18 protein-coding genes are annotated in these 19,448 nt (G+C 69.2%); 7 read left to right on the top strand and 11 right to left on the bottom strand.

What is annotated here, in order from left to right; all coding sequences use genetic code 11:
• Window positions 1-11 precede the first annotated feature (11 nt).
• Window positions 12-1,817, bottom strand: coding sequence for a gamma-glutamyltransferase family protein (locus FVP33_RS03370; protein WP_147782225.1), 1,806 nt, complete (start codon window positions 1,815-1,817; stop codon window positions 12-14).
• A gap of 221 nt (window positions 1,818-2,038) precedes the next feature.
• On the opposite strand from FVP33_RS03370, the gene FVP33_RS03365 reads away from it, so the two are divergent.
• Both FVP33_RS03365 and FVP33_RS03360 read left to right on the top strand, forming a co-directional pair.
• Window positions 2,039-3,157 carry a GAF domain-containing protein gene (locus tag FVP33_RS03365; protein WP_147782224.1) on the top strand — a complete coding sequence of 373 codons (1,119 nt, stop codon included), beginning with the start codon at window positions 2,039-2,041 and terminating at the stop codon, window positions 3,155-3,157.
• A gap of 152 nt (window positions 3,158-3,309) precedes the next feature.
• Window positions 3,310-4,125, top strand: a complete 816-nt coding sequence (locus tag FVP33_RS03360; RefSeq protein ID WP_147782223.1) for a Pr6Pr family membrane protein — start codon at window positions 3,310-3,312, stop codon at window positions 4,123-4,125.
• Here the strand turns inward: FVP33_RS03360 and FVP33_RS03355 are convergent.
• On the bottom strand, window positions 4,049-5,458 hold the full coding sequence (locus FVP33_RS03355) for a flavin monoamine oxidase family protein (RefSeq protein WP_147782222.1): 1,410 nt from the start codon (window positions 5,456-5,458) through the stop codon (window positions 4,049-4,051). The genes FVP33_RS03360 and FVP33_RS03355 overlap by 77 nt on opposite strands.
• Before the next feature lie 74 nt (window positions 5,459-5,532).
• Between FVP33_RS03355 and FVP33_RS03350 the strand changes: the two genes are divergently transcribed.
• Window positions 5,533-6,699, top strand: coding sequence for a cation:proton antiporter (locus FVP33_RS03350; protein ID WP_147782221.1), 1,167 nt, complete (start codon window positions 5,533-5,535; stop codon window positions 6,697-6,699).
• A gap of 145 nt (window positions 6,700-6,844) precedes the next feature.
• On the opposite strand, the gene FVP33_RS03345 is transcribed toward FVP33_RS03350, so the two are convergent.
• On the bottom strand, window positions 6,845-7,534 hold the full coding sequence (locus FVP33_RS03345; RefSeq protein WP_147782220.1) for a Pr6Pr family membrane protein: 690 nt from the start codon (window positions 7,532-7,534) through the stop codon (window positions 6,845-6,847).
• A 33-nt stretch (window positions 7,535-7,567) separates the two neighbouring features.
• Complete coding sequence (locus tag FVP33_RS03340; RefSeq protein ID WP_425460930.1) at window positions 7,568-9,001, bottom strand: lipase maturation factor family protein; 1,434 nt, start codon at window positions 8,999-9,001, stop codon at window positions 7,568-7,570.
• A 37-nt stretch (window positions 9,002-9,038) separates the two neighbouring features.
• On the opposite strand from FVP33_RS03340, the gene FVP33_RS03335 reads away from it, so the two are divergent.
• Window positions 9,039-9,527: an 8-oxo-dGTP diphosphatase gene (locus FVP33_RS03335; RefSeq protein WP_147782218.1), complete on the top strand. Its 489-nt coding sequence runs from the start codon at window positions 9,039-9,041 to the stop codon at window positions 9,525-9,527.
• A gap of 21 nt (window positions 9,528-9,548) precedes the next feature.
• Here FVP33_RS03335 and FVP33_RS03330 read toward each other — a convergent pair whose 3' ends face one another.
• Genes FVP33_RS03330 through FVP33_RS03320 form a run of 3 tightly spaced genes read right to left on the bottom strand, consistent with a single transcriptional unit; the run spans window position 9,549 to window position 11,680 of the window.
• Complete coding sequence (locus tag FVP33_RS03330) at window positions 9,549-9,755, bottom strand: DUF6186 family protein (RefSeq protein ID WP_147782217.1); 207 nt, start codon at window positions 9,753-9,755, stop codon at window positions 9,549-9,551.
• The gene (locus tag FVP33_RS03325; RefSeq protein ID WP_147782216.1) at window positions 9,752-10,345 is read right to left on the bottom strand and encodes a hypothetical protein; all 594 of its coding nucleotides are present in this window, start codon (window positions 10,343-10,345) and stop codon (window positions 9,752-9,754) included. The genes FVP33_RS03330 and FVP33_RS03325 overlap by 4 nt, the downstream gene beginning before the upstream one ends.
• A gap of 9 nt (window positions 10,346-10,354) precedes the next feature.
• Entirely contained in the window at window positions 10,355-11,680 is a 1,326-nt protein-coding gene (locus tag FVP33_RS03320) for a GNAT family N-acetyltransferase (protein ID WP_147782215.1), read from the bottom strand.
• Between the two features lie 251 nt (window positions 11,681-11,931).
• Here FVP33_RS03320 and FVP33_RS03315 point away from each other — a divergent pair, with 251 nt between their 5' ends.
• The gene (locus FVP33_RS03315; RefSeq protein ID WP_147782214.1) at window positions 11,932-13,239 is read left to right on the top strand and encodes a M18 family aminopeptidase; all 1,308 of its coding nucleotides are present in this window, start codon (window positions 11,932-11,934) and stop codon (window positions 13,237-13,239) included.
• Window positions 13,240-13,243: 4 nt separating this feature from the next.
• On the top strand, window positions 13,244-13,531 hold the full coding sequence (locus tag FVP33_RS03310; protein WP_147782213.1) for a putative quinol monooxygenase: 288 nt from the start codon (window positions 13,244-13,246) through the stop codon (window positions 13,529-13,531).
• On the opposite strand, the gene FVP33_RS03305 is transcribed toward FVP33_RS03310, so the two are convergent.
• Window positions 13,528-14,052, bottom strand: coding sequence for a DUF6226 family protein (locus FVP33_RS03305; RefSeq protein WP_147782212.1), 525 nt, complete (start codon window positions 14,050-14,052; stop codon window positions 13,528-13,530). The two genes, FVP33_RS03310 and FVP33_RS03305, sit on opposite strands and share 4 nt — an antisense overlap.
• 37 nt (window positions 14,053-14,089) lie before the next feature.
• Window positions 14,090-14,521: an HhH-GDP family DNA glycosylase gene (locus tag FVP33_RS03300; RefSeq protein ID WP_147782211.1), complete on the bottom strand. Its 432-nt coding sequence runs from the start codon at window positions 14,519-14,521 to the stop codon at window positions 14,090-14,092.
• 159 nt (window positions 14,522-14,680) lie between these two features.
• Between FVP33_RS03300 and FVP33_RS03295 the strand changes: the two genes are divergently transcribed.
• On the top strand, window positions 14,681-15,502 hold the full coding sequence (locus FVP33_RS03295; RefSeq protein WP_147782210.1) for a DUF4433 domain-containing protein: 822 nt from the start codon (window positions 14,681-14,683) through the stop codon (window positions 15,500-15,502).
• A 22-nt stretch (window positions 15,503-15,524) separates the two neighbouring features.
• Here FVP33_RS03295 and FVP33_RS03290 read toward each other — a convergent pair whose 3' ends face one another.
• On the bottom strand, window positions 15,525-15,887 hold the full coding sequence (locus FVP33_RS03290) for a hypothetical protein (protein WP_147782209.1): 363 nt from the start codon (window positions 15,885-15,887) through the stop codon (window positions 15,525-15,527).
• 22 nt (window positions 15,888-15,909) lie between these two features.
• The gene (locus tag FVP33_RS03285; protein WP_147782208.1) at window positions 15,910-19,305 is read right to left on the bottom strand and encodes a DEAD/DEAH box helicase; all 3,396 of its coding nucleotides are present in this window, start codon (window positions 19,303-19,305) and stop codon (window positions 15,910-15,912) included.
• Between the last annotated feature and the right edge of the window lie 143 nt (window positions 19,306-19,448).

Raw genomic sequence — 19,448 nt, 5'->3', positions numbered from 1 at the left:
CGGCCGGGGTGCTACCGGCCGGCCGCGTAGCCCTGCGCCCCGCGGGGGTTCGCCGCGGCGCTGAGAACCCCGGTCGTCGGATCGATGCCGACGGCCGAGATGCGACCGAGCGTCCAGTCGCCGACCCGGGTGACCCGATGCCCACGGGCGATCAGGTCGTCGATCACCCCGTCGCCCAGTCGCCCCTCGGCCACGACGCCTCCCGGCTCCCAGGTGCGCGGCCAGAACGAGCCAGGATACGACGTGGAGTGGAACATCGGTGCGTCGATCGCCTGTTGGGGCGCATAGCCGCCGACGAGCGTGCGCAGGAGGTACAGCAGCTGCCACAGATCCTGCTGGTCGCCGCCGGGGGAGCCGAGCGCGGCGATCGCCTTTCCGTCCTTGAGCACGAGGGTGGGCGTGAGCGTGGTGCGAGGCCGCTTCCCCGGAGTCAGTGTCGACGGCGAACCCGGCTCGAGCCAGGTCATCTGCAGCCTCGACCCCAGACAGAACCCGAGCTCGGGAATGGTCGGGGACGACTGCAGCCACCCGCCGGAGGGTGTCGCGGCGATCATGTTGCCCCAGCAGTCGACTACGTCGATGTGACAGGTGTCCCCGCGGGTCTCTCCGCTCGAGGCCACCGTGGGCTCCCCGACTCCGGCGAAGCTCGGGTCGTACTCGGTGCGCAGGGTGGGCACGAACGCGTCGAAGCCCGGCACGGTGCCCGGCCGGAACTCGAGGGACGCCCGATCCGAGATGAGCGCCATTCGCGCCGCGCTGTAGTCGGCGGAAAGCAGGTGCTCGAGCGGCACCCGGCGATCGCCGTAATACGCCTCCCGGTCCGCCATGGCGAGCTTCTCGGCCTCGAGTATCGTGTGGGCACCGAGCGCCGTCGAGGGGTCGAGGTGCTCGTCGTCGAATCCCTCGAGGATCGCGAGCATCTGCAGCAGCGCCGGACCCTGACCCCACGCGCCGGTCTTGGCGATGGTGTAGCCGCGGAACGTCGCCGTGACGGGCGCCTCGAATCCGGCGACGAAGAGCTCGAGGTCGCGGGCGGTCATCACTCCCGCGTGGTCGGTGCCCGACGAGTGCCGGTGCGGTCGCCGCACGAATTTGTCGATCTCCCGCGCGACGAAACCGGTGCGCCAGGCGTCTCGCGCGGCGTCGATCCGAGACTGTCTGGTCGGTCCGCCGTCGGGATGGCTGGAGGTCTTCGCCACCTGCACGAGCCGTTCGAGCGTGCGAGCGTATGCCGGGTTGGTCACGATGTCGCCCTCGACGGGCGCACGGCCGTTCGGCATCCACTGGGCCGCGGATGTCGGCCAGTGCTCCGTGAACAGGTCGGAGACGGCGGCGATGGTCGCGCCAACGCGGGAGAGCACCGGATGCCCCTTGCGGGCGTACCCGATCGCGTAGGCCAGCACATCATCGAGTTCCCAGGTGCCGAGCTCGCGCAGCAGCAACAACCAGGCGTCCACGGCGCCGGGCACCGCCGCGGCCAGGGCGCCAGACCCAGGCACGAGATCCAGGCCCTCTGACCGGTAATGCTCCGGCGAGGCCCCCTCGGGAGCCGGCCCCTGGCCCATGAGAACGACCGCCGTGCCCGGGTCACGCGCCGTGGCGAAGAGCCCGGTCATGTCGCCCCCCGGCCCGTTGAGGTGGGGTTCGACGACGTGAAGCACGAACGCGCCGGCGACCGCCGCATCGAAGGCGTTGCCCCCGCGCTCCAGCACGGCCTGGGCCGATGCGGTGGCGAGCCAGTGCGTGGAGGCGGTCATCCCGAACGTGCCCGTGAGCGTCGGACGGGTCGTGAAGGCTTCAGGTGGGGTAAAGGTCACAGTGTTCCGAGAGTAGACGCCGTCTCGCGGATCCCGAAAGGATCCGGCGAAACCGGCCAGGTCGCGGGGCGGTAAGCCGAGCGAGACCCACGCCGCGGCGGTAGAATCGCCCAAACGACTGCCCAGACCCAGCAGACCGATTCTTCCGGTCGAAAGGGCTGAGGACTTTGCCTATAGTCACCGCACTTGTCCGACCGATCGCACGGGTGTGGCTCGCCTCGGTGTCCCGGGCATCTCTCGATCTGTCGAGACCCACAGGAACTCCGCAGGTTCATGCCGACGGAGTAGATGCCGACCGCATCCTTCTCGTTGCCGACGGGCCATCGGTCGGGCACGGCCAGCTTTCGCACGAGCTCGGCCTCGCCGGACACCTGGCCAGGAGACTCTCGGCGCTCACCGGGCGGGGCGCGGACATCGACATCGTCGCCGAGGGCAACCTGACCGCGGCCGGATGCCTCTCCACTCTGGCCGGCATGGATCTGTCGCGCTACGACGCCCTCGTCCTCACGATCGGAGCAAACGAGGCGCTCGGGCTGTCGTCGCTCGGCATGTGGCGGCGACAGCTCGTGGACCTGCTCGATCATGTGGAGAACACGGCTTACGGCGTGCCCACCTTCGTGATCGGCGTGCCGTCCTCGACCTCCCGCATCCACTTCCCGCGGATGCTCGCGCGGATCGTCGACCGGCAGGTGGTGCTCCTCAACGACGCGACGGCCGCCGTGTGCGTCGGACGGCCGACCGTCACCCTCCTGCCGTTCGACCCGCCGCTCTCCGCCGGCGGCAACCGCAATTCGAGCAAGTCCTTCGACGGCTGGGCCAGCCTCATCGCTCCCGCCATGTGGGAGAAGCTCGACATCGCGAGCGAACGGCCCCACGAAGTGCGCGCCCCGGCCGAGGTCGCCCTCCAACCGGCGTTCGACGACCTCACCGCGCTCGGACCGGAGTCCGAGGCCAGGATCAATGTCGTCACGGCGCTCGCCCGCAACCTCTTCGGCACGACCGGTGTTGCCATCGTGTTCAGGCAGGGGGACGACGTGTGGGTGAAGTCCTCGCTCGGAATGGAAGGCTCGGCAGACGCGAGGATCGCGGAGTTGTACCGTCTCACGTCCGGCGAGGTCGGACTCGCGGTCATCGAAGACACCTCGACCGACCCCAGAACCGCCCACAGGCCGTCCTCCGGCCAGGAGCAGATCCGATTCTTCGCCGCCTTTCCGTTCGCCTCCCCGGATGGACGATCGGCGGGGGCGTTGTGCATCGTCGACTCCGGTCCTCGCACCATGTCACGGCGCGAGGAGGGGCTGCTTCAGGCACTCGCCGGTCGGGTGCAGGAGGAGCTTTGATCCCGGCGCGCCGACGGCGACCTGTGCTGCGCGGGCTCGGACGCTGCGCGATGGCTGGCTCTCCGTGAGAGAACGCTCGAGGCGACGCGGCGCTCCGCACTGACCGCGACTGCCGATGAGGGGAACCCGGACGCGGGTTCGTAGACTGCCAGTTGCAGCGTGACGCGAGATTCGCGCGCGGTGCGGCGGAGGTGGGCGGCACGGTGACGGTTCGGGCGGCGTTGGGCGCCCTGCGACTCGGCATGGCCACGCTCTGCCTCGTGGCACTTGTGGCACGCTTCGTCTGGGGTCTCGGCTCGGCGACGTTCACCCCGGGCAACTTCTTCGCCTACCTCACCGTGCAAAGCAACATGGCATTCGTCGTGGTGTCCGTCATCACGGGCCTGATCGGCCTGAGAGGAGCGGATGATCCGACCTGGCTCGACACCACGAGGGCCTGCGTGCTCAGCCTGACCGTGTCTTCCGGGGTGGTGTTCGGCTTCCTCATCGAACAGGCCGGGGCCCGCGGCTTTCGCATCGACGTGCCGTGGTCCGACCAGGTGCTGCACTTCTGGCTGCCGGCAATAGCCCTGCTCGACTGGATCGCGGCACCCGGGCGACGGCGTGCCCTGTGGCGCACGGTGGCCGTCGTGCTCGTCTACACCGTGGGTTGGGGGCTCGTGACACTCGTCCGCGGCCCGATCGTGGGGTGGTACCCGTACTTCTTCCTCGACCCGGCCCAGGTGAGCGGACCGGGCGAATTCTTCCTCTTCGGCGGAATCGCCCTCACCCTCTTCGGCGGAATCTCCAGCGGACTGGTCGCAATCAGTCGAACCCGGCCGCTCTACGAACGATGGGCCATCGTGTCACGGTCCGGTGCGGCCAGTTCCGGTGCCGCTACCCCGGGCTCGGCTACTGCGAGTGGGGTTTCGAACCCGCGAAGGGCACGAGTGCGCGCAGCGCTGAGTCGACTACCTGGTCGTCGCTGAGCTGGGCAACCCGGCGGGCCGCGTCGCCGCCCACGATCCCGACGAGCACCGGCTCTCCCGTGACGGCCTCGAGATTGATCCAGCTGGTGAAGTCATCATCGGTGCCGACGAGGTTCCAGGCCGCGGCATCCGTCGACCAGAACGGCTTGTCGAACCTCAGCCACACCGTCTCCACCGCGCCCGAGCCCAGGGCCTGAATCGCGGCGCGGTGCGAGAACGGCAGGAGCGGCTCGAACGCGATGGAACCCTGCTGCAGCACGCCGAGCGGCACGGTGACGACCGCGCGGTCCACCTTGAGGGACTCCCCGGTGCCGAGCTTGAGGCTCACTCCCGAGTCGCTGTACGCCACTCCGACCACGGCCGTGGAAAGCGAGGTCTTCACGCCGTCGAGGGCGTCGGTGATGAGCGCATCGAACCCGCCCATGACGAGACGGTCGTAGTGCACGTCCTCGTCGATCCCGAACCAGCTGGACAGGCGGGAGTCGGTCGCGCCGTTGGTGGTGGCAAGCGAGGCCAGGTACTGGTCGAGCAAGGCGGTGCCGGCGAATCCGTCGATCGTGGAGGCGGCGGCGGTCTTGGCCGCTCCCGACCTCTCGAGCGAGGTCTTGAGGCTGGAATCGGTGGCCTGCGCGGCGGCCCAGTCCGTGGCGGTCTTCACGGCGGTCGGACCGACGGTGTTCACGGTCGAGGCGCTCGCCCCCGGGCGCGCAAGGAGCGTGCCGGTGAAGGGGTTCGTCTCCACGCCGAGGGAGGCGAGCCTGGTGAGCAGCGCGGCATCGGTTGCCTTGCCCAGTCGCCAGGCGCCCAATTCGACCGACAGTGGCCACGACTTGGATGTGCGGGTGTCTATGCGGCCGCCGATCCGGTTTCGCGCCTCGATCACCACCACGTTGTAGCCGTCGAGGGTGAGCAGTCTCGCGGCCTCGGCCCCCGCCGCACCCGCGCCGATGACCGCGATCCGCTCGCCCATCGTGGCGGCATCGGCGACGGCACCCGCGGCGCGCGCGCCGGAGTTCTGCGCGCCGAGAACGGTGCCAGGCAGGTCGTTCGAGGTGGCCTCGCCCGCGAAGAAGAGTCGGCCGATCACGGGCTCCCGCAGATCGTCGCGGTGCTGGGGCGTCGCTCCGACCGCGAGAAAACTGTGCGACCCCAGGCTGAACGGATCGGTCGTCCACTTGCTGCGCAGCATCCCCGCGGGCCGCGGAATGGCGATCGTGGGGCTCGGCGACGAGGTGGGTGTGGGAACCGGTTTGCCGTCGGTGCACGCCGTCAACACGAGCAGGGAGAGACCCGAACCCGCCCCGACCAGGAAACTGCGGCGACTGAACGACATTTCATCGCCACTGTACTCGTAAATGACAGGCCCAAGCCTCGGGCCAGGTCGCGCCAGGAAGCTAGTGTGACCCCATGAGCTTCTCTCTGCTGGCGCTCGTCGTGCTTGTCGGGCTGCTCGGTCCGGTGCTCGTCGGCCGCTCGTCGTGGCATCTGCCGGTAGTCGTCGGCGAGCTTCTCGGGGGGATCCTGATCGGCGCATCCGGGCTTCGGCTCATCGATGCGGGGGAACCCACCTTCACCGCCCTGGCCAACATCGGGTTCGCCCTCACCATGTTCGTCGTGGGCTCCCACATCCCGGTGCGGGATCAGGCCGTGCGGTCCGCTCTCGGCCGTGGCGCCGTCGGCGCAGTGCTCGCGGCGGTGGTTGCGGTGGCCGCGGGGCTGGCGATCGCCGCGCTGTTCGGAACCGGGCATCCTGCGCTGTATGCGGTGCTGATCGCCTCCTCGTCGGCCGCGCTCGTGCTCCCCATCGCCGCGGCGATCGGCCTCACCGGCCCATCGTCGCTGCAGCTTGTGGCGCAGGTGGCCATCGCCGACACGCTGTGCATCGTGGCTCTTCCGCTCGCGATCGACCCGGCGAACTCGGCTCCGGCCGCCCTCGGCGCCCTCGCGGTGATGGGGATCGCCGTGCTCGCGTTCTTCGGGCTGCTTGCCCTCGACCGCCTCGGCCTGCGCCAACGGGGACACAAGCTCTCTGAGCGTCGCAAGTTCGCGCTCGAGTTGCGGATCAGCCTGCTCCTGCTGTTCGCCCTCGCCGGCCTCGCCCAGCTCACGCACGTGTCGATCATGCTCGCCGGCTTCGCCCTCGGCCTCGTCGTCGCCGCGATCGGCGAACCGCGGCGGCTCGCACGCCAGTTGTTCGCCGTGACCGACGGATTCTTCGGACCGTTGTTCTTCGTCTGGCTCGGCGCCTCGATCCAGCTTTCCCACCTGGCCGCCCATCCCTTGATGATCCTGCTCGGCGTCTGCCTCGGGGCGGCGGCAATCGTGGCTCACCTCGCCGTTCGGCTGGTCGGGCAACCCCTACTGCTCGGGGTGATGGCCGCCGGTCAGCTGGGGGTGCCCGTGGCGGCGGCCACCCTCGGCACGCAGTTGCATCTCCTCCGGCCCGGCGAGGATGCCGCGCTGCTTCTCGGGGCACTCGTGACTGTCGCGGCCACGACGGTCGCCGGCAGCCTGCGGGCCAGGCGCACCGCGGGCCCGACCGACTCCGCGCGGCCCGGGGTTCCGGCCGAGTAGCGAGGACGGCAACCCCTCGCGGAGGGAGATGACGTGCCCTTCGGCGGGGTCACGGGCTCGCGGAGGGAGTCATGCCTCCCGCCGCCGGCCCATTTCTCCCGCCGGGACGTTCTCGGTGCTGCGGCGCGGGAGGCCGGGTGTGCCCCTAGGACGGCTCGTTGTCGGCGGCGGCACTGCTGGCAACACCCAGCCGAGGACGGCGGGCATCGACGCGACCGATCACGATCGCTGCCGAAGCGACAACGAGAATGAACGCCGAGATGCCCAGCACGTAGACGAGCACGCTCAGGATGCCGCCAGGGCCGCCCGGTTCGAGGAACGGGTACGGGTACCAGCCGGTCACCGCGCCGCGCAGCATCGTGAACGCGAGCCAGGCGAGCGGGTACGAGACCACGAGCCACAATCGCACCCAGCCCACCCGCGATCGCCCGGGAGCGAACAGCCAGTCGATCACGATCAGGATCGGCACCCAGACGTGCATCACCTCGTTGGGCCACTGCACTCCGTGATAACCCGTGCTCGGGATGTTGCGAAGCAGCACGTTGTACACGGCCGCGGTGATCACGGCGTAGGAGAGCACCGCCACGCGAACGCTGGTGAGCAGCTCCGTCTCCGCTCGTCCCCGCACGGCGAGCACGCCGGCGACGAGAAGCACCACAACGTTGATCAGGCTGGACTCGATGGTGAAGTAGGCGAAATACTCGCCGGGTTTGAACGCGTCGTGAAGCAGCTCGTCGGTGATCTGGGTGATGATCGCGGAGAGCACGAGCAGCCCGAGAACCAGTCTCAGTCCGCCAAAACTCCGGCGAAGGGGGGCGTCGGACACCGTCGTCATCCGCTCAGGCTATCCGCTCACGGTTCGCACCGGTCACTCGGGGGCCCGCAACGCCATGGGGGGCATCAGTTCCCGTCGCTGGTCGCGAATCCAGCGCTGTCCGGTGGCCCTCTTCTCTGCCCGGGTCGTGAACCGGTACCGGTAGCTGAGCACTCGCACCAGCCGCGGGCGGTCCCCGTGGAATGGGTCGCGTCGCAGCATGCGGAGCGTCGGCGGGTCCGCCTCGAGCAGCCTGGCAAGGAACGCGTAGAACCACCCCTCATGCACCGAACCGAGCGGCAGGAACCACATCAGCCAGTCCAGGCGCAGGTGGTACGGCGCCCACTGCCGCGGAATCCGTCGGAGATCACCCGGCTTGCCCTTGAACTCGTACTCGCTCCACGCGGTGTCATCGCCCGGGTCGTCGTCACGGGTCCCCTCGACGACGATCTCGATGCGGCGTCTCGTGACGGAGCCGAAGGCGCCGTAGGCGTTAACCAGTTGCCAGCGGTTGAAGCTCGCGTTCATGAGCTGCCGCCGGGAGAAGAAGTTCCTGATCGGCCAGTAGCTGAGAACCACGAGAAGCAGCGACACGACGAGCACGATCGCGAGCCACCAGATCGGACTCTGCGCCGATGCCCGGCCCAGCGGGATCAGCGGCAGCACGGCATGGGCGACCGGGTCGCTGATGGCCGCGAAGGCCAGAACGATGGTGATCCAGTTGAGCCAGGCGAAGTTGCCGGTGACGACCAGCCACAGCTGGGTGAGCACGATCACGGCGGCCGCCGCGCTGCCTACCGGCTGCGGCGCGAAGAGCAGGAAGGGCACCACCAACTGGGCGAAATGGTTACCGACAACCTCCGCACGGTGCGCCCACTTCGGCAGCAGGTGGGCCTGACGGCTGAGTGGGCCCGGCATCGGCTGGGTCTCGTGGTGGTAGTACAGCGCCGTCAGGTCGCGCCAAGCGGTGTCGCCGCGTAGCTTGATCAGCCCTGCCCCGAATTCCAGCCGGAAGACCAGCCAGGCGATGAGCAGCAGGATCGTCCTCGGCGGAGGCACCTGATTCGAGCCGAGGAATGCGACGGTGAATCCCGCCTCGAGCAACAGCATCTCCCAGCCGAAGCCGTAGAAGGTCTGGCCGACGTTGACCACCGACATGTAGAGAAGCCAGAGTCCGAGAAAGACGATCATGGGCAGCCACGGCGGTCCGACCTGAGGCAGTCCCAGGATGACGGAGGCGGCGAGCAGCATCCCCGTCACGCAGACCGCGATCAGCAGCCGGTCGCTATAGCGCCAGCGGAAGAGGGTGGGTCCACGCAGGCGTCGTTTGCCCTCGAGCAGCCTCGGCACCGGCAGCAGGCCGTGCTCGCCGAGGAGAACGCGAAACTGGTTGGCCGTGGAGAGGAACGCGATGAAGAAGATCACGGCGATGCCGCGCTGCAGCACCTGCCGCGCGAATTCGAAGTCCTGGGCATCGAACCAGTCCATGCGGCTCACGATACGCGCGCGCGGCTAGGCTCGCTGCATGAGTTTGCCGGAGGTGTGCGTGTGCTACCTCATCCGGTCAGGTCCTTCGGGGGACGAGGTGCTGCTCGGGGCGAAGAAATTCGGCCTCGGGGAGGGGAACCTCGTCGGCCCCGGCGGCAAGATCGAACCGGGGGAGACGCCCGTTCAGGCGATCGTCCGAGAGGTGGCGGAGGAGACCGGGGTGGTCGTGGCCGCCGAGGGGCTGAGGCTCGCCGGGGAGCTCAGTTACCCCTTTCCGCACCGACCGGCCTGGAGCCAGAAGTCCTGGGTGTTCGTCAGCCGTGTCTGGTCCGGCGTGCCGCGGGAGTCGGACGAGCTGGCCCCCGAGTGGTTCCCGATCGGCGCGATCCCGGTGCACCGGATGTGGGACGACGCGAAGTATTGGCTTCACGACGCGCTCGGCGGTGGCTTCGTCACCGCCACGTTCGAGTTCGGGGAAGACCTGCGCACGGTGGCCGCCTCCGATCATCCGCGGTTCGTCTCCTGAGGCGTGGGGCGGCTCGCGGAGTCAGACCGTGGGCGCGAAGAAGAAGTGCCAACCGAACCACCACCAGCCCGCGATGATGCCCACGCGCACGATGCGGGACGTCATCACCTCGGTGAGCATCTCATCGAGCGGGGCCACACGATCCGGTTTGCTGCGCGAATAGGCCTCCAGGGCGATCATCGCCCCGAGAATCACGAGATATCCCGAGATGACGACCAGGCGCGTCACGGCCGGCTCCAGACGCGAAGAAGCCCCAGACCGCCGAACAGCCAGAGAACCACCACGATCGCCCGCCCGATCGGTGAATCCACGAACGGGTCGAGAAGGATCGAAACGGTCGGGTACTCCTGCAGGGCCGCGGTCGACCTCGTGCTGAGAATGAACGCGCCCGCCTCCCAGAGGCAGAGGGTAACGCCCAGCACCGACCAGAGCACGAGCGACCGGCGGATGGCCTTCGGCGGGCGGGCGGCACCCACCGGATCCGGTACCCAGGCGAGCAGGAGAACCGTGATTCCGATGAGGACCATCCCGAGCAGGTCGAGCCAGCTGTGCCGCGGGGCGACCACGAGGAACACCCCGAGGCCCGCAGTGATCGCCAGGATCACCCAGCGCGGTGCGGTCAGGGGCCGGCTGAGCAGATGGATGCGCCCGTCGGTCTGGTTGTCGACGACGAGCACGGCGACGAGGAGCCCGAACACCACGCCGTCGACCCATGCTCCGCGCCAGAGCTGGAATCCGGCCATGATCGCGAGCACGAGCGTCCAGAGGACGTCACGACGCCTCCATCGAACGGACCTAGGCCTGGTGGGTGTGCTCACGAGCCAAGGTTAGAACCAGATGCTCAACCACGGTTCGACGGGCGATCGGAAGGTGCGGTCCACCGCGACCGCGGAGTCCTCGCGCAGCTCGGTGATCCGTCCGGCCCGGGTCAACGACACGGCGGACACCCCGCCGAGGTAGAGCGCGCTGAGGGCGTTCACCGAGAGCCCCACCGCCGCGGCGTCGTCCGGAATGTCCCCGTCGAAGGGTTCAGCGGTCGCCGAACCGTCCGGGGCGACATCCAGCAGCACGCGCGTTGCGGCGAAGCCGAGCGGGTCGCTCACCTCTAACACCGTGCGGCCGGGACGGGGGTAGTGCCGGGCCTCGAGCGCCGCCTTCACATCCAGGATGCGCGTCCAGAGGTGGTCCCGCTGCTGGGCGACGCGCACCGCCCGGAAATCCGACACCTGCCAGAGCACCGCTTCATCGACCGGACGCAGGGATGCCGTCAGTTCGCTCACGAGATCCTGCTCGAGCAGGAAGCGCCACAGCCCCGCGTAGGCGTCATCTGTCGCCGCGACCAGGAATTTCACGTCGAGGGTGTGCGCGGCGAAGTCGGCGGGGGACTCGGTGATCCGGTAGACCGCGAAGCCCTGGGGGACGCCGGCCGCGTCGTCGAACCGTACCGCGCGCAGGTGCTTGGCCGCGTCCTTGTCGTCTCCGACGAGCCCGAAGAGCCGCACCCACAGCTGGCCGCCGAACTCCATCTGCCCCGGCGTCTGCAGACGCACCCGCTCCACGATCGGCAGGCCCTCGTCGCGCAGGTGTTCGAGCGACACGAACTGCACCCGGCCGGAGGTCTCCGGGCCGGTCCACCTGGCCCGCGTCGTGTCGATGCGCCAGTCCGTGGTCATCGCCGCCGGGGCGAACCCGAAGCGGCCGTAGATCGTCGCCTCCGACACCGTGAGCATCGCCACCGGCACCCCGAGGCGGTCGGCGGTGCGCAACTCGGCCTCGAGCATCGCCCGGGCGATGCCGAGCCGGCGATGAGTGGGCGCCACGGTGACGGCGCTGATGGCCCACGCGGTGACCGAGCGCTGCCCGGGAACCGTGAGTTCGGCCGGCCACGAGCTGACCGTGGCGACGGGGGAGTCCGGCTCGGCAGCAGTGGCGTCCCACACTCCGCTGGTGCGTCGGTCGGAATAGCCGGCGAACTGCTCGCCGAGCGACTCCTCGGACGGTCGCGGGGCGTGGAACCCGCGGGCCTCGGCCCGCAACCACAGGTCGAGCGTGGCCCTGTCGCCCGGGTCGACGAGGTCGAGTCGCAGACCCTCGGCGGCGAGGCGTTCGCGGGAACGGGAATCGATCGGGGTGCGCTGGAATTCGGAGGTCATCGCTTCAGGCTATCGGTGCCCCGCCCGCCCCGACCCGCTCCCCGCTACCAGCGTTTCTCCGGAGGTTTCGCTGCGCGAGGCAGTCAAAATGTCGCTTTGGGGACGGATGGGATGCCCCGGCGGCGCAACCTCCGGAGAAGCGCGCGTGCGCCACCGGAGAAGCGCGGGTGCGCCACCGGGGAGTAGCGCGACTGCGCCTCCGGAGAAGGGGGCGGGACGCGGAGAACCGACGCGGATGCTTGAATTGGCCCATGAGCGAATCCCCCTCCTCGGCCGCCGCCCACCTGCACGACCTCGCCAGCTTCGTTGAGGCGTCGCCGTCGTCGTACCACGCGGTCGCCGAAGCGGGCAGGCGGCTCGGTGCGGCCGGATTCACCGCGCTCGACGAGGCGGAGCACTGGGTGACGAGCCCCGGCCGGTACTTCGCGATCCGGGATGGCGCGATCGCCGCCTGGATCCTGCCACCGACCGCCGGCCCCGCCACGCCGTTCCGCATCGTGGGCGCCCACACGGATTCGCCCGGCTTCAAGCTCAAGCCGAAGCCGACCACCGGATCCCAAGGCTGGCTGCAGGCGGGAGTGGAGGTCTACGGCGGGCCGCTCTTCAATTCCTGGCTGGACCGCGAGCTCGAGTTCGCCGGTCGGCTCGTGTTCGACGACGGCACGAGCGCCCTGGTGCGCACCGGCCCCTTCCTGCGCTTTCCGCAACTCGCCGTGCATCTCGATCGGGGAGTGAACTCCGACGGGCTCACGCTCAATCCGCAATCCCACCTCAACCCGGTGATCGGCGTGGGCAATGCCGCGGACACCGACGTGATCGCCCACCTCGCGGGGCTCGTCGGCCGGGCGGGCCGGCACGTGGTCGGCTACGACGTGGTCGTCGCCGACACTCAGCCGTCCGCCGTCTTCGGGCTCGATGACGCCCTGTTCGCCTCGGCGAGGCTCGACAACCTCTCCTCCGTGCACGCGGGTCTCACCGCGCTGATCGGACTCGCGGAGGACGGCGAGGACGGAGTCGACGACATCCCGGTCTTCGTCGCCTTCGACCACGAGGAGGTCGGCTCGGACACCCGGTCCGGCGCGAGCGGACCGTTTCTCGCCGACATCCTCGCCCGCATCAAGCCGGACGCCACCGAATCGGACCGCGCCCGGGCATTCGCGAGGTCGTGGTGCCTCTCGGCCGACGCCGGTCACGCCGTGCATCCGAACTATCCGGAACGGCACGATCCGGCCAACCGCCCGGTCGTCGGCCGAGGTCCCCTCCTCAAGATCAACGCCAACCAGCGCTACGCCACCGATGCCTTCGGGGCCGCGGAATGGGCGCGGTCCTGCAGGCAGGCCGAGGTCGGCTACCAGGAGTTCGTGTCGAACAACGCGGTGCCGTGCGGCTCGACGATCGGTCCGCTGACGGCGACCCGACTGGGCATCCGCACCTTCGACGTGGGAATCGCCCTGCTCTCCATGCACTCCGCCCGCGAGTTGTGCGGCGTGGGGGACCCGGCCGCCCTCGCGGCGGCGATCGGCGCCTTCCTCGCCCCGTCCACGCCCCCGGAAAGGTAGACCGATGTTCCTTGCAATCGCCCACTACACGGTCGCCGACGGCAACGAGAGCGCCGTGCTGGCGCTCGTCGCCGAGCTCGAGTCGGCGAGCCGAGCGGAGCCGGGCTGCCTCGCATTCGACGCCTACCTCAAGGTGGGCAGCGCCCGCCGAGTGGTGCTGATCGAGCGATACCGATCGGAGGCAGACTTCGCCCTGCACCGCGAGACGGAGCACTTCGCGCGGCTCGTGCTCGCGCAGATCGTTCCCCTCCTCGAGGAGCGCAGCGTGGAGAGCTGGGAGCTGCCGGACTAGGGTCGGTCGACCGGCCGCCGCGGCCACGGTGCCCAGCCGCCCGGTGAGGCGGCGAGGGTTGCTCGGGCCTCGGCGACGCGCTCCGGCGGAAACTGGCCGCTGTGGCACTCCCCGGACTGCCAGCCGCTGGCGTGACGCAGGGTGAAGCTCACCATGTCGCCGTCAACCGTCTCCGTGTAGCCGCCGTTCACGATCGTGAGGATGAGGTCCTCCAGCTGTCCGATGAGGCTCGCCGCATCCTCCCGGGTTTCGTCGCCCAGGGGCGGGAAGCAGAACTCGTGGAGCACGCCGGCGCGCACGATCACCCTCGGCTCGGTCGTGATGGCGAGCAGGACGGACGCGCCGTGCGGCTCGGCCGGCACGACCAGCACGGCCTCGCTCACCGTAGCTCCCTCGTGGCGGTAGCCCGGCAGTGCGGACACGGTCACGTCGTAGTCAGACGCGAGCCTGCCCAGCAGTCGGTGGGCGGCCAGGGTGAGGGGCTCGAGCCCGTCGCTGGTGGGTCGCGTGTTCTCGGGCATGCACCGAGTGTATGCAGACGACGAAAGGCCGGGGGAGCTAGCGGCTGCCGATCACGGCATCCGGCACCTCCCGCAGGAAGATCTCCACGGTCTTCGGGCCCACGCCCGCGAGGGCATCGAGCCTTTCGCTGAGTTCCTTGCGCGACCCGGAGGTCTTCACCAGGGCGCTCACCGAGCCGTACTGGCGCTTCACTGTGGCCATCACCTCATGCAGCTCGTCGGTCATCAGGTAGTCGAAGCGGGCGTAGTGGCCCTCGTCGAGCAGGGCGCGAAGCTGCTCACGGTCGTAGTCGGCGAAGCTGTCGAGCGTGGTGAGTCCATGGGCGATGAGCACCCGCCAGGTCTCCGCAGCGACCTCCTGCTGGATCGGCCGGCCGAAGAGCAGACTCGCCAGAAACCAGCGGAAGAGCCCGTCCGCCTCGGCGTGCGTCACGTCGATCCCCAGGTCGGCGGCGGTCAGGTAAGCCATGGCATCCCCTCCAATCTCGCGGTAATCGCACGGTACGCCCCGCACGAATCCAAGGAAAGAGGGTATTCGTGGCCACTTTGGGTGAATTGTGTGTTGAATTGCACGTAACGTGGAGAGGTAGCGCTCGAGCGGGGCGCCGCGATTACGAAGGGTTCTGCCTTGGCCGACGAATGTATTCATGGATTGGATGCCGGCCTCTGCGACCAGTGCTATCCGAAACCGGCCCCCGAGGTCGAGGTTGTCGTCTCCACCGGCACGCGCACCCCCACAAGGCCGAAGCTCTCCTCCCGCGCCGCGCCGCGCCGCACGCTGACGCCGCGCCGCCTGTCGACAACTCCGCTCGACGACGTGGGCGAGCAGCGCATCTATCACGTCACCCACATGAACAACCTGGGCGGAATTCTCGGCAGCGGCATCCTGTCCGACCTGAGCGAGGCCTGGGAATCGCGCCCCGTCGTGGACATCTCCTCGGCCGACGCCCGCGAATCGCGCCGCAGCACCCTCGTCGCCGGCTCGGAGGGCCCGAGCGTCGCCCACTACGTGCCGTTCGTGCTCTCTCCGAACGCGAGCATCTGGCAGAGCATCCGCACCGGTGTCGCCGACCCGCGCCTCTCGGCCGAGATCGCCCACACCGCGCCGTCGGACTTCGTGTTGCTCGTGACCACCGTCAAGAAGATCGTCGACAGCGAGGCCGAATCCGCCGTCACCGACGGGGACGCGGCGCACGTGCTCACCCGCTTCGGCTCCACCCCGGAGGCGGCCGAGCGAATGCTGCGCCGCCTGCGCGCCGACGAAGACTCGATCCTGCATGCCGAATACCTCGTGCGCGATACTGTGCCGTTCGAACTCGTCACCCTCATCGGGGTGGCGAACGACAAGGCCCGGGATGCCGTCAAGGCGATCCTCAAGGCCTCGCCCACGAAGCCCAAGGTGGCCGTGTACCCGCCGTGGTTCCAGCCGGTGGACGAGGGCGCGGTCTGACCGTCCCTCGCGGGACGGCGGCCTAGGCCTTCTCGTCCACGATTCCGACGAATCGGCTGCCGATCCCGTCGATCTCCCGGCGGTGCACGGTCGGCGCGGGCGGCGGAAGCTCCTCCGCCAGGTGGAAGTCGCAGCTCAGGTAGGTGAAGGCCGGCCACCACTTCTTCGGCCGCGCCGCCTCGGTGAACCCGCAGACGTCGCACTTCAGCTGCACCCAGACCGGCTTCTTTCCGGTGCGGTTGGCGCGCGACTGCTGCAGCCAGGCCGGCGGGTTGGTCTCGATCTCGGCGAACTCCGCCTCGCTCAACTTCGACGGGATGCCGTGGCGGTGCGCCATCTCGAGGGGGATATCCAGCCGCAGGGCGGCCTCACGTCTCGTAATCATGTCCCTCAACGATAGGGGCAGCTCAGCCGTCGAGCAGCCCACGGATGTCCTCCGCCGTGAGGGCTGTCGAGAACATGGCGTCGTCATCCATCACCGCGTCGAACAGCGCGGCCTTTCGGTCGCGCAGCGCCATCACCTTCTCCTCGATCGTGCCCGTCGAGACGAGGCGGTAGACGTTCACGGAGCGGGTCTGACCGATCCGGTGGGTGCGGTCCACGGCCTGGGACTCGGTCGCCGGGTTCCACCACGGGTCGAGAAGGAACACGTAGTCGGCCTCGGTGAGGTTGAGCCCGAATCCGCCGGCCTTGAGGCTGATCAGGAACACGGGGGCGTCCCCGGTCTTGAACCGAGCAATCACCTCCGGGCGATGCAGCGTGGATCCGTCGAGGTACTCGTGCCGGATGCCGGCGGCGTCCAGCCGCTCGGCGGCCCGGCCGAGGAACGAGGTGAACTGGCTGAAGATCAGGGCACGATGGCCCTCCGCCACCACGTCGTCGAGCTGTTCGAGCAGAGCGTCGAGCTTGGACGAGGGGATGTCGGCGTACGCCTCGTCCACGAGGGAGGCGTCGAGGCTCAGCATCCTCAGCAGGGTCAGGGATCGGAACACGATGAAGCGGTTGCGGTCGAGGTCTTCGATGAGACCGAGCAGCTTCTGCCGCTCCTTCTGCAGGAAGGTGTCATAGAGCTTGCGGTGTCGCGGCGCGAGGTCGATGCGCAGCACCTGCTCCTGCTTGGCCGGGAGCTCGGTGGCAACGAGTTCCTTGGTGCGCCTCATCATGAGAGGACGGATGCGACGCCGAAGCCGCGCCAACCTCTCGGACGCGAGGGCGGAGGCCTCGGCCTCGGTGACGGAGACCGCGAACCGGGCGCCGGCGGCACCACCGCTCGGTCGTCCGCTGATCGGACGCAGGTACTCGTCATCGAACCGCCGCCCGGAGGCGAACAGGCCGGGGGCGACGATCGCGAACAGTGACCACAGGTCGGCGAGGCTGTTCTCCATCGGAGTGCCGGTGATGGCGAGCTTGAAGGGCGCCCGCAGTTCCACGGCGCACACGTGCGCCTTCGAGGCGTGATTCTTCACGAACTGCGCCTCGTCGAGAATCAGGCCACCCCAGTCGATGGCCTGATAGGCCTCGAAGTCGAGCCTGAAGAGGGCGTAGGAGGTGACCACGACGTCCGCGCCGTCCGGACCGGCCACGATCCCCGCGATCGAGGTGCGGCTCTTCGACTCGGTCGCCGTGACGGCCTGCACCGCGAGTCCAGGCGTGAAGCGGCCGGCTTCGGTCACCCAGTTCGACACCACCGAGGTGGGCGCCACCACGAGGAACGGCCGGAGTTCCGGCGCGTTTTGACTGTCAATGTCCTGACGTTCCCCCCGGGCGTGCTCCATGAGCGCGAGCGCCTGGAGCGTCTTGCCGAGGCCCATGTCGTCGGCGAGAATCCCGCCGAGTCGGTGCCGCCAAAGGAACGCGAGCCAGTTGAAGCCCTCCTGCTGGTACGGCCGCAGGGTGGCTTTCACGCCGCCGGGGAGCGGAGTCGCCTCGACCGACTCGACGGCGAGAAGACCGGCGGCGGCCTCCCGCCAGGTGGCGGCCTGTTCCGTCTCGTCCGCGAGATCCTCGAACTCGGCCCAGAGGCTCGCCTGGTAGCGGCTGATGCGCAGGCCGGTCTCCCATTCCGCGAGGGCGCTCGCCTCCTCGATGAGCAGCTTGAGGTCGTCGAAGATGGGTTGGTCGAGCGACAGGTAGGAGTTGTCCACGAGGAGGAGTTTCTTCTGGCCCTTTGACAGCGCCTTGAAGAGCTTGGTGAACGGGATGTCCCGGCCCTCGACCGTGACGTAGACGCCGAGGTCGAACCAGTCCCGCTTGTCGGTCTCGACCGTCTTCACGGTGAGCTTCGGCAGGTCGGTGAGCTCCCGGTAGTCCGGACGCTCACCGACGGTCTCGACCGTCACCCCCACGATCGCCTCGATCGCGGGAAGCACGGTGCCGGCGAACTCCGCGGCCGCGAGTCCCTGGAGGGTGGTGTTCGGCGTGAGGCCGCCCGTGAGGCGCTCGACCCGCTCGACGATCTCGGCCTGCTCGTCGTCGATGGCGGCCGCCCGCAGCGCGCTGCGAGCGCCGTCACAGCGCCAGGCCCACTCGAGCCGCACGGTCTGTTTCGGCGCGAACGTGACGGTGAGCAGCAGCTCGGGGCGGGCGAGCTCGGGAAGCGTCACCGAGTCATCGACACTCGTCACCTCGAGCCTCCGGCGCAGTGCGGGGTAGAAGTCGTGCAGGAACTCGTCAACGTCGTCGCGCGGCACGACCAGCTCGGGCTGGCCGAGCAGACGCCGCTGATCGCGCCCGATTGCGCGTTCCGTCGGCGCAAGGGTGAACGTCCACGGCGCGACGGCCCAAGCGTAGATGCCGTGGTCGCCGACCGTGGCCGCAGCGGACACCGGATGCCGCGCCCCGTCGATCGCGAGCATGCTCGCGAGCCTCAGATCGCCGGCCTCGTCCGTTCTCACGTCGATGCTCAGGTCGGCCCTGGTGCCGACCGTGATGGACACGTCCTTCTTGCTCCCCACCAGCGGGATGCCGATCACACGGGCGTCGTCGAGCAGTCGCCACAGCAGCGGGCTCTGGAAGTCGTCGAGGTAGAGCCAGTCGGCCTCCTGCCCGCTGAACGTCTCGCGAGTGGCGCGGTGCAGGGCAGCGAACTGGGCGAACCAGAGCTGCTGGCCTGGTTCGAGTTCGAGCCGATTGCCGAGGTAGGCCAGGGAATTCCAGGTGATGTTCGATCGCACCCAGTTGCCGGTCTTGCTCCGGATCACCGGGCGCACCCCCAGCCGGTGCGTCGCCGTCTGGTCGACCGCCGCCCCTGCCGGTCTCGCGGTCGGACCGTTCCAGCGGCTCCGGGACCGGAGGAGCTGCTCTCGGAGTTCGAACTGGAGCGCCATCGGGGTGTGCGCCGCCGCGCGGGGCGTCGAGGGGCCGCCGGCGAGGTCGGACAAGGCGGTCTTCCAGGCCGGCGAACCGGTGGCGGGGGTACCGACGGGCGTGTCGGTCACTGAAGCGGAGCTGCCGCCGGCGAGCCCGCTCGCGACCTGCACCCGGTCGAACCGACGCACCTGCGCCGCGTTATTCACCAACAGCGTCGCCGCCACGTGCTTGCAGTCGACCTCCATCGGGCAACTGCAGATGCTGCTCGTCGGCCGCACCCTGCCGCCCGGTGTCGACGCCAGCAGCACGCTGCACTGGTACGGGTGCGGCCTCGTGCCCCGCACGGTTCCGGTGAGGATCTCGGCGTCAGCGTCCCAGTGCGTCTCGACGACGGAACCGAGCCTGGCATAGCCCTGCCCCCGCTGAAACGCGTCGGGTCCGACGAGGCGGATGATGTCGCTCACGTCCACCAGCGGAGCGGCTTCGGACGGCATCCGCCAATCGTCTCACGGGCCTCCGACCGTGCCGAACCCGTGCGGCGGGGCGGGGGCGCCCACCCCGTTCTGGGACTGCCCCCGCGCACCCCCATCCGGTTAGGTTCGAAAGACTGGTACTCGATCCAGGGCCCGAACCCCGA

It is taken from the genome of Lacisediminihabitans profunda (genome assembly GCF_008040105.1).
Taxonomy (GTDB): Bacteria; Actinomycetota; Actinomycetes; order Actinomycetales; family Microbacteriaceae; genus Lacisediminihabitans; species Lacisediminihabitans profunda.
Note: the sequence above shows the minus strand (reverse complement) of the source record. Positions and strands in the feature narration are given on the sequence as shown.

Excerpts from the sequence above, each read along its gene's own strand:
- FVP33_RS03355 (WP_147782222.1), bottom strand. The coding sequence starts at position 5,458 with ATGTCGTTCAGTCGCCGCAGTTTCCTGGTCGGGGCGGGTTCGGGTCTC.
- FVP33_RS03350 (WP_147782221.1), top strand. The coding sequence starts at position 5,533 with ATGAGCTTCTCTCTGCTGGCGCTCGTCGTGCTTGTCGGGCTGCTCGGT.
- FVP33_RS03345 (WP_147782220.1), bottom strand. The coding sequence starts at position 7,534 with ATGACGACGGTGTCCGACGCCCCCCTTCGCCGGAGTTTTGGCGGACTG.
- FVP33_RS03340 (WP_425460930.1), bottom strand. The coding sequence starts at position 9,001 with ATGGACTGGTTCGATGCCCAGGACTTCGAATTCGCGCGGCAGGTGCTG.
- FVP33_RS03335 (WP_147782218.1), top strand. The coding sequence starts at position 9,039 with ATGAGTTTGCCGGAGGTGTGCGTGTGCTACCTCATCCGGTCAGGTCCT.
- FVP33_RS03320 (WP_147782215.1), bottom strand. The coding sequence starts at position 11,680 with ATGACCTCCGAATTCCAGCGCACCCCGATCGATTCCCGTTCCCGCGAA.
- FVP33_RS03315 (WP_147782214.1), top strand. The coding sequence starts at position 11,932 with ATGAGCGAATCCCCCTCCTCGGCCGCCGCCCACCTGCACGACCTCGCC.
- FVP33_RS03310 (WP_147782213.1), top strand. The coding sequence starts at position 13,244 with ATGTTCCTTGCAATCGCCCACTACACGGTCGCCGACGGCAACGAGAGC.
- FVP33_RS03305 (WP_147782212.1), bottom strand. The coding sequence starts at position 14,052 with ATGCCCGAGAACACGCGACCCACCAGCGACGGGCTCGAGCCCCTCACC.
- FVP33_RS03300 (WP_147782211.1), bottom strand. The coding sequence starts at position 14,521 with ATGGCTTACCTGACCGCCGCCGACCTGGGGATCGACGTGACGCACGCC.
- FVP33_RS03290 (WP_147782209.1), bottom strand. The coding sequence starts at position 15,887 with ATGATTACGAGACGTGAGGCCGCCCTGCGGCTGGATATCCCCCTCGAG.
- FVP33_RS03285 (WP_147782208.1), bottom strand. The coding sequence starts at position 19,305 with ATGCCGTCCGAAGCCGCTCCGCTGGTGGACGTGAGCGACATCATCCGC.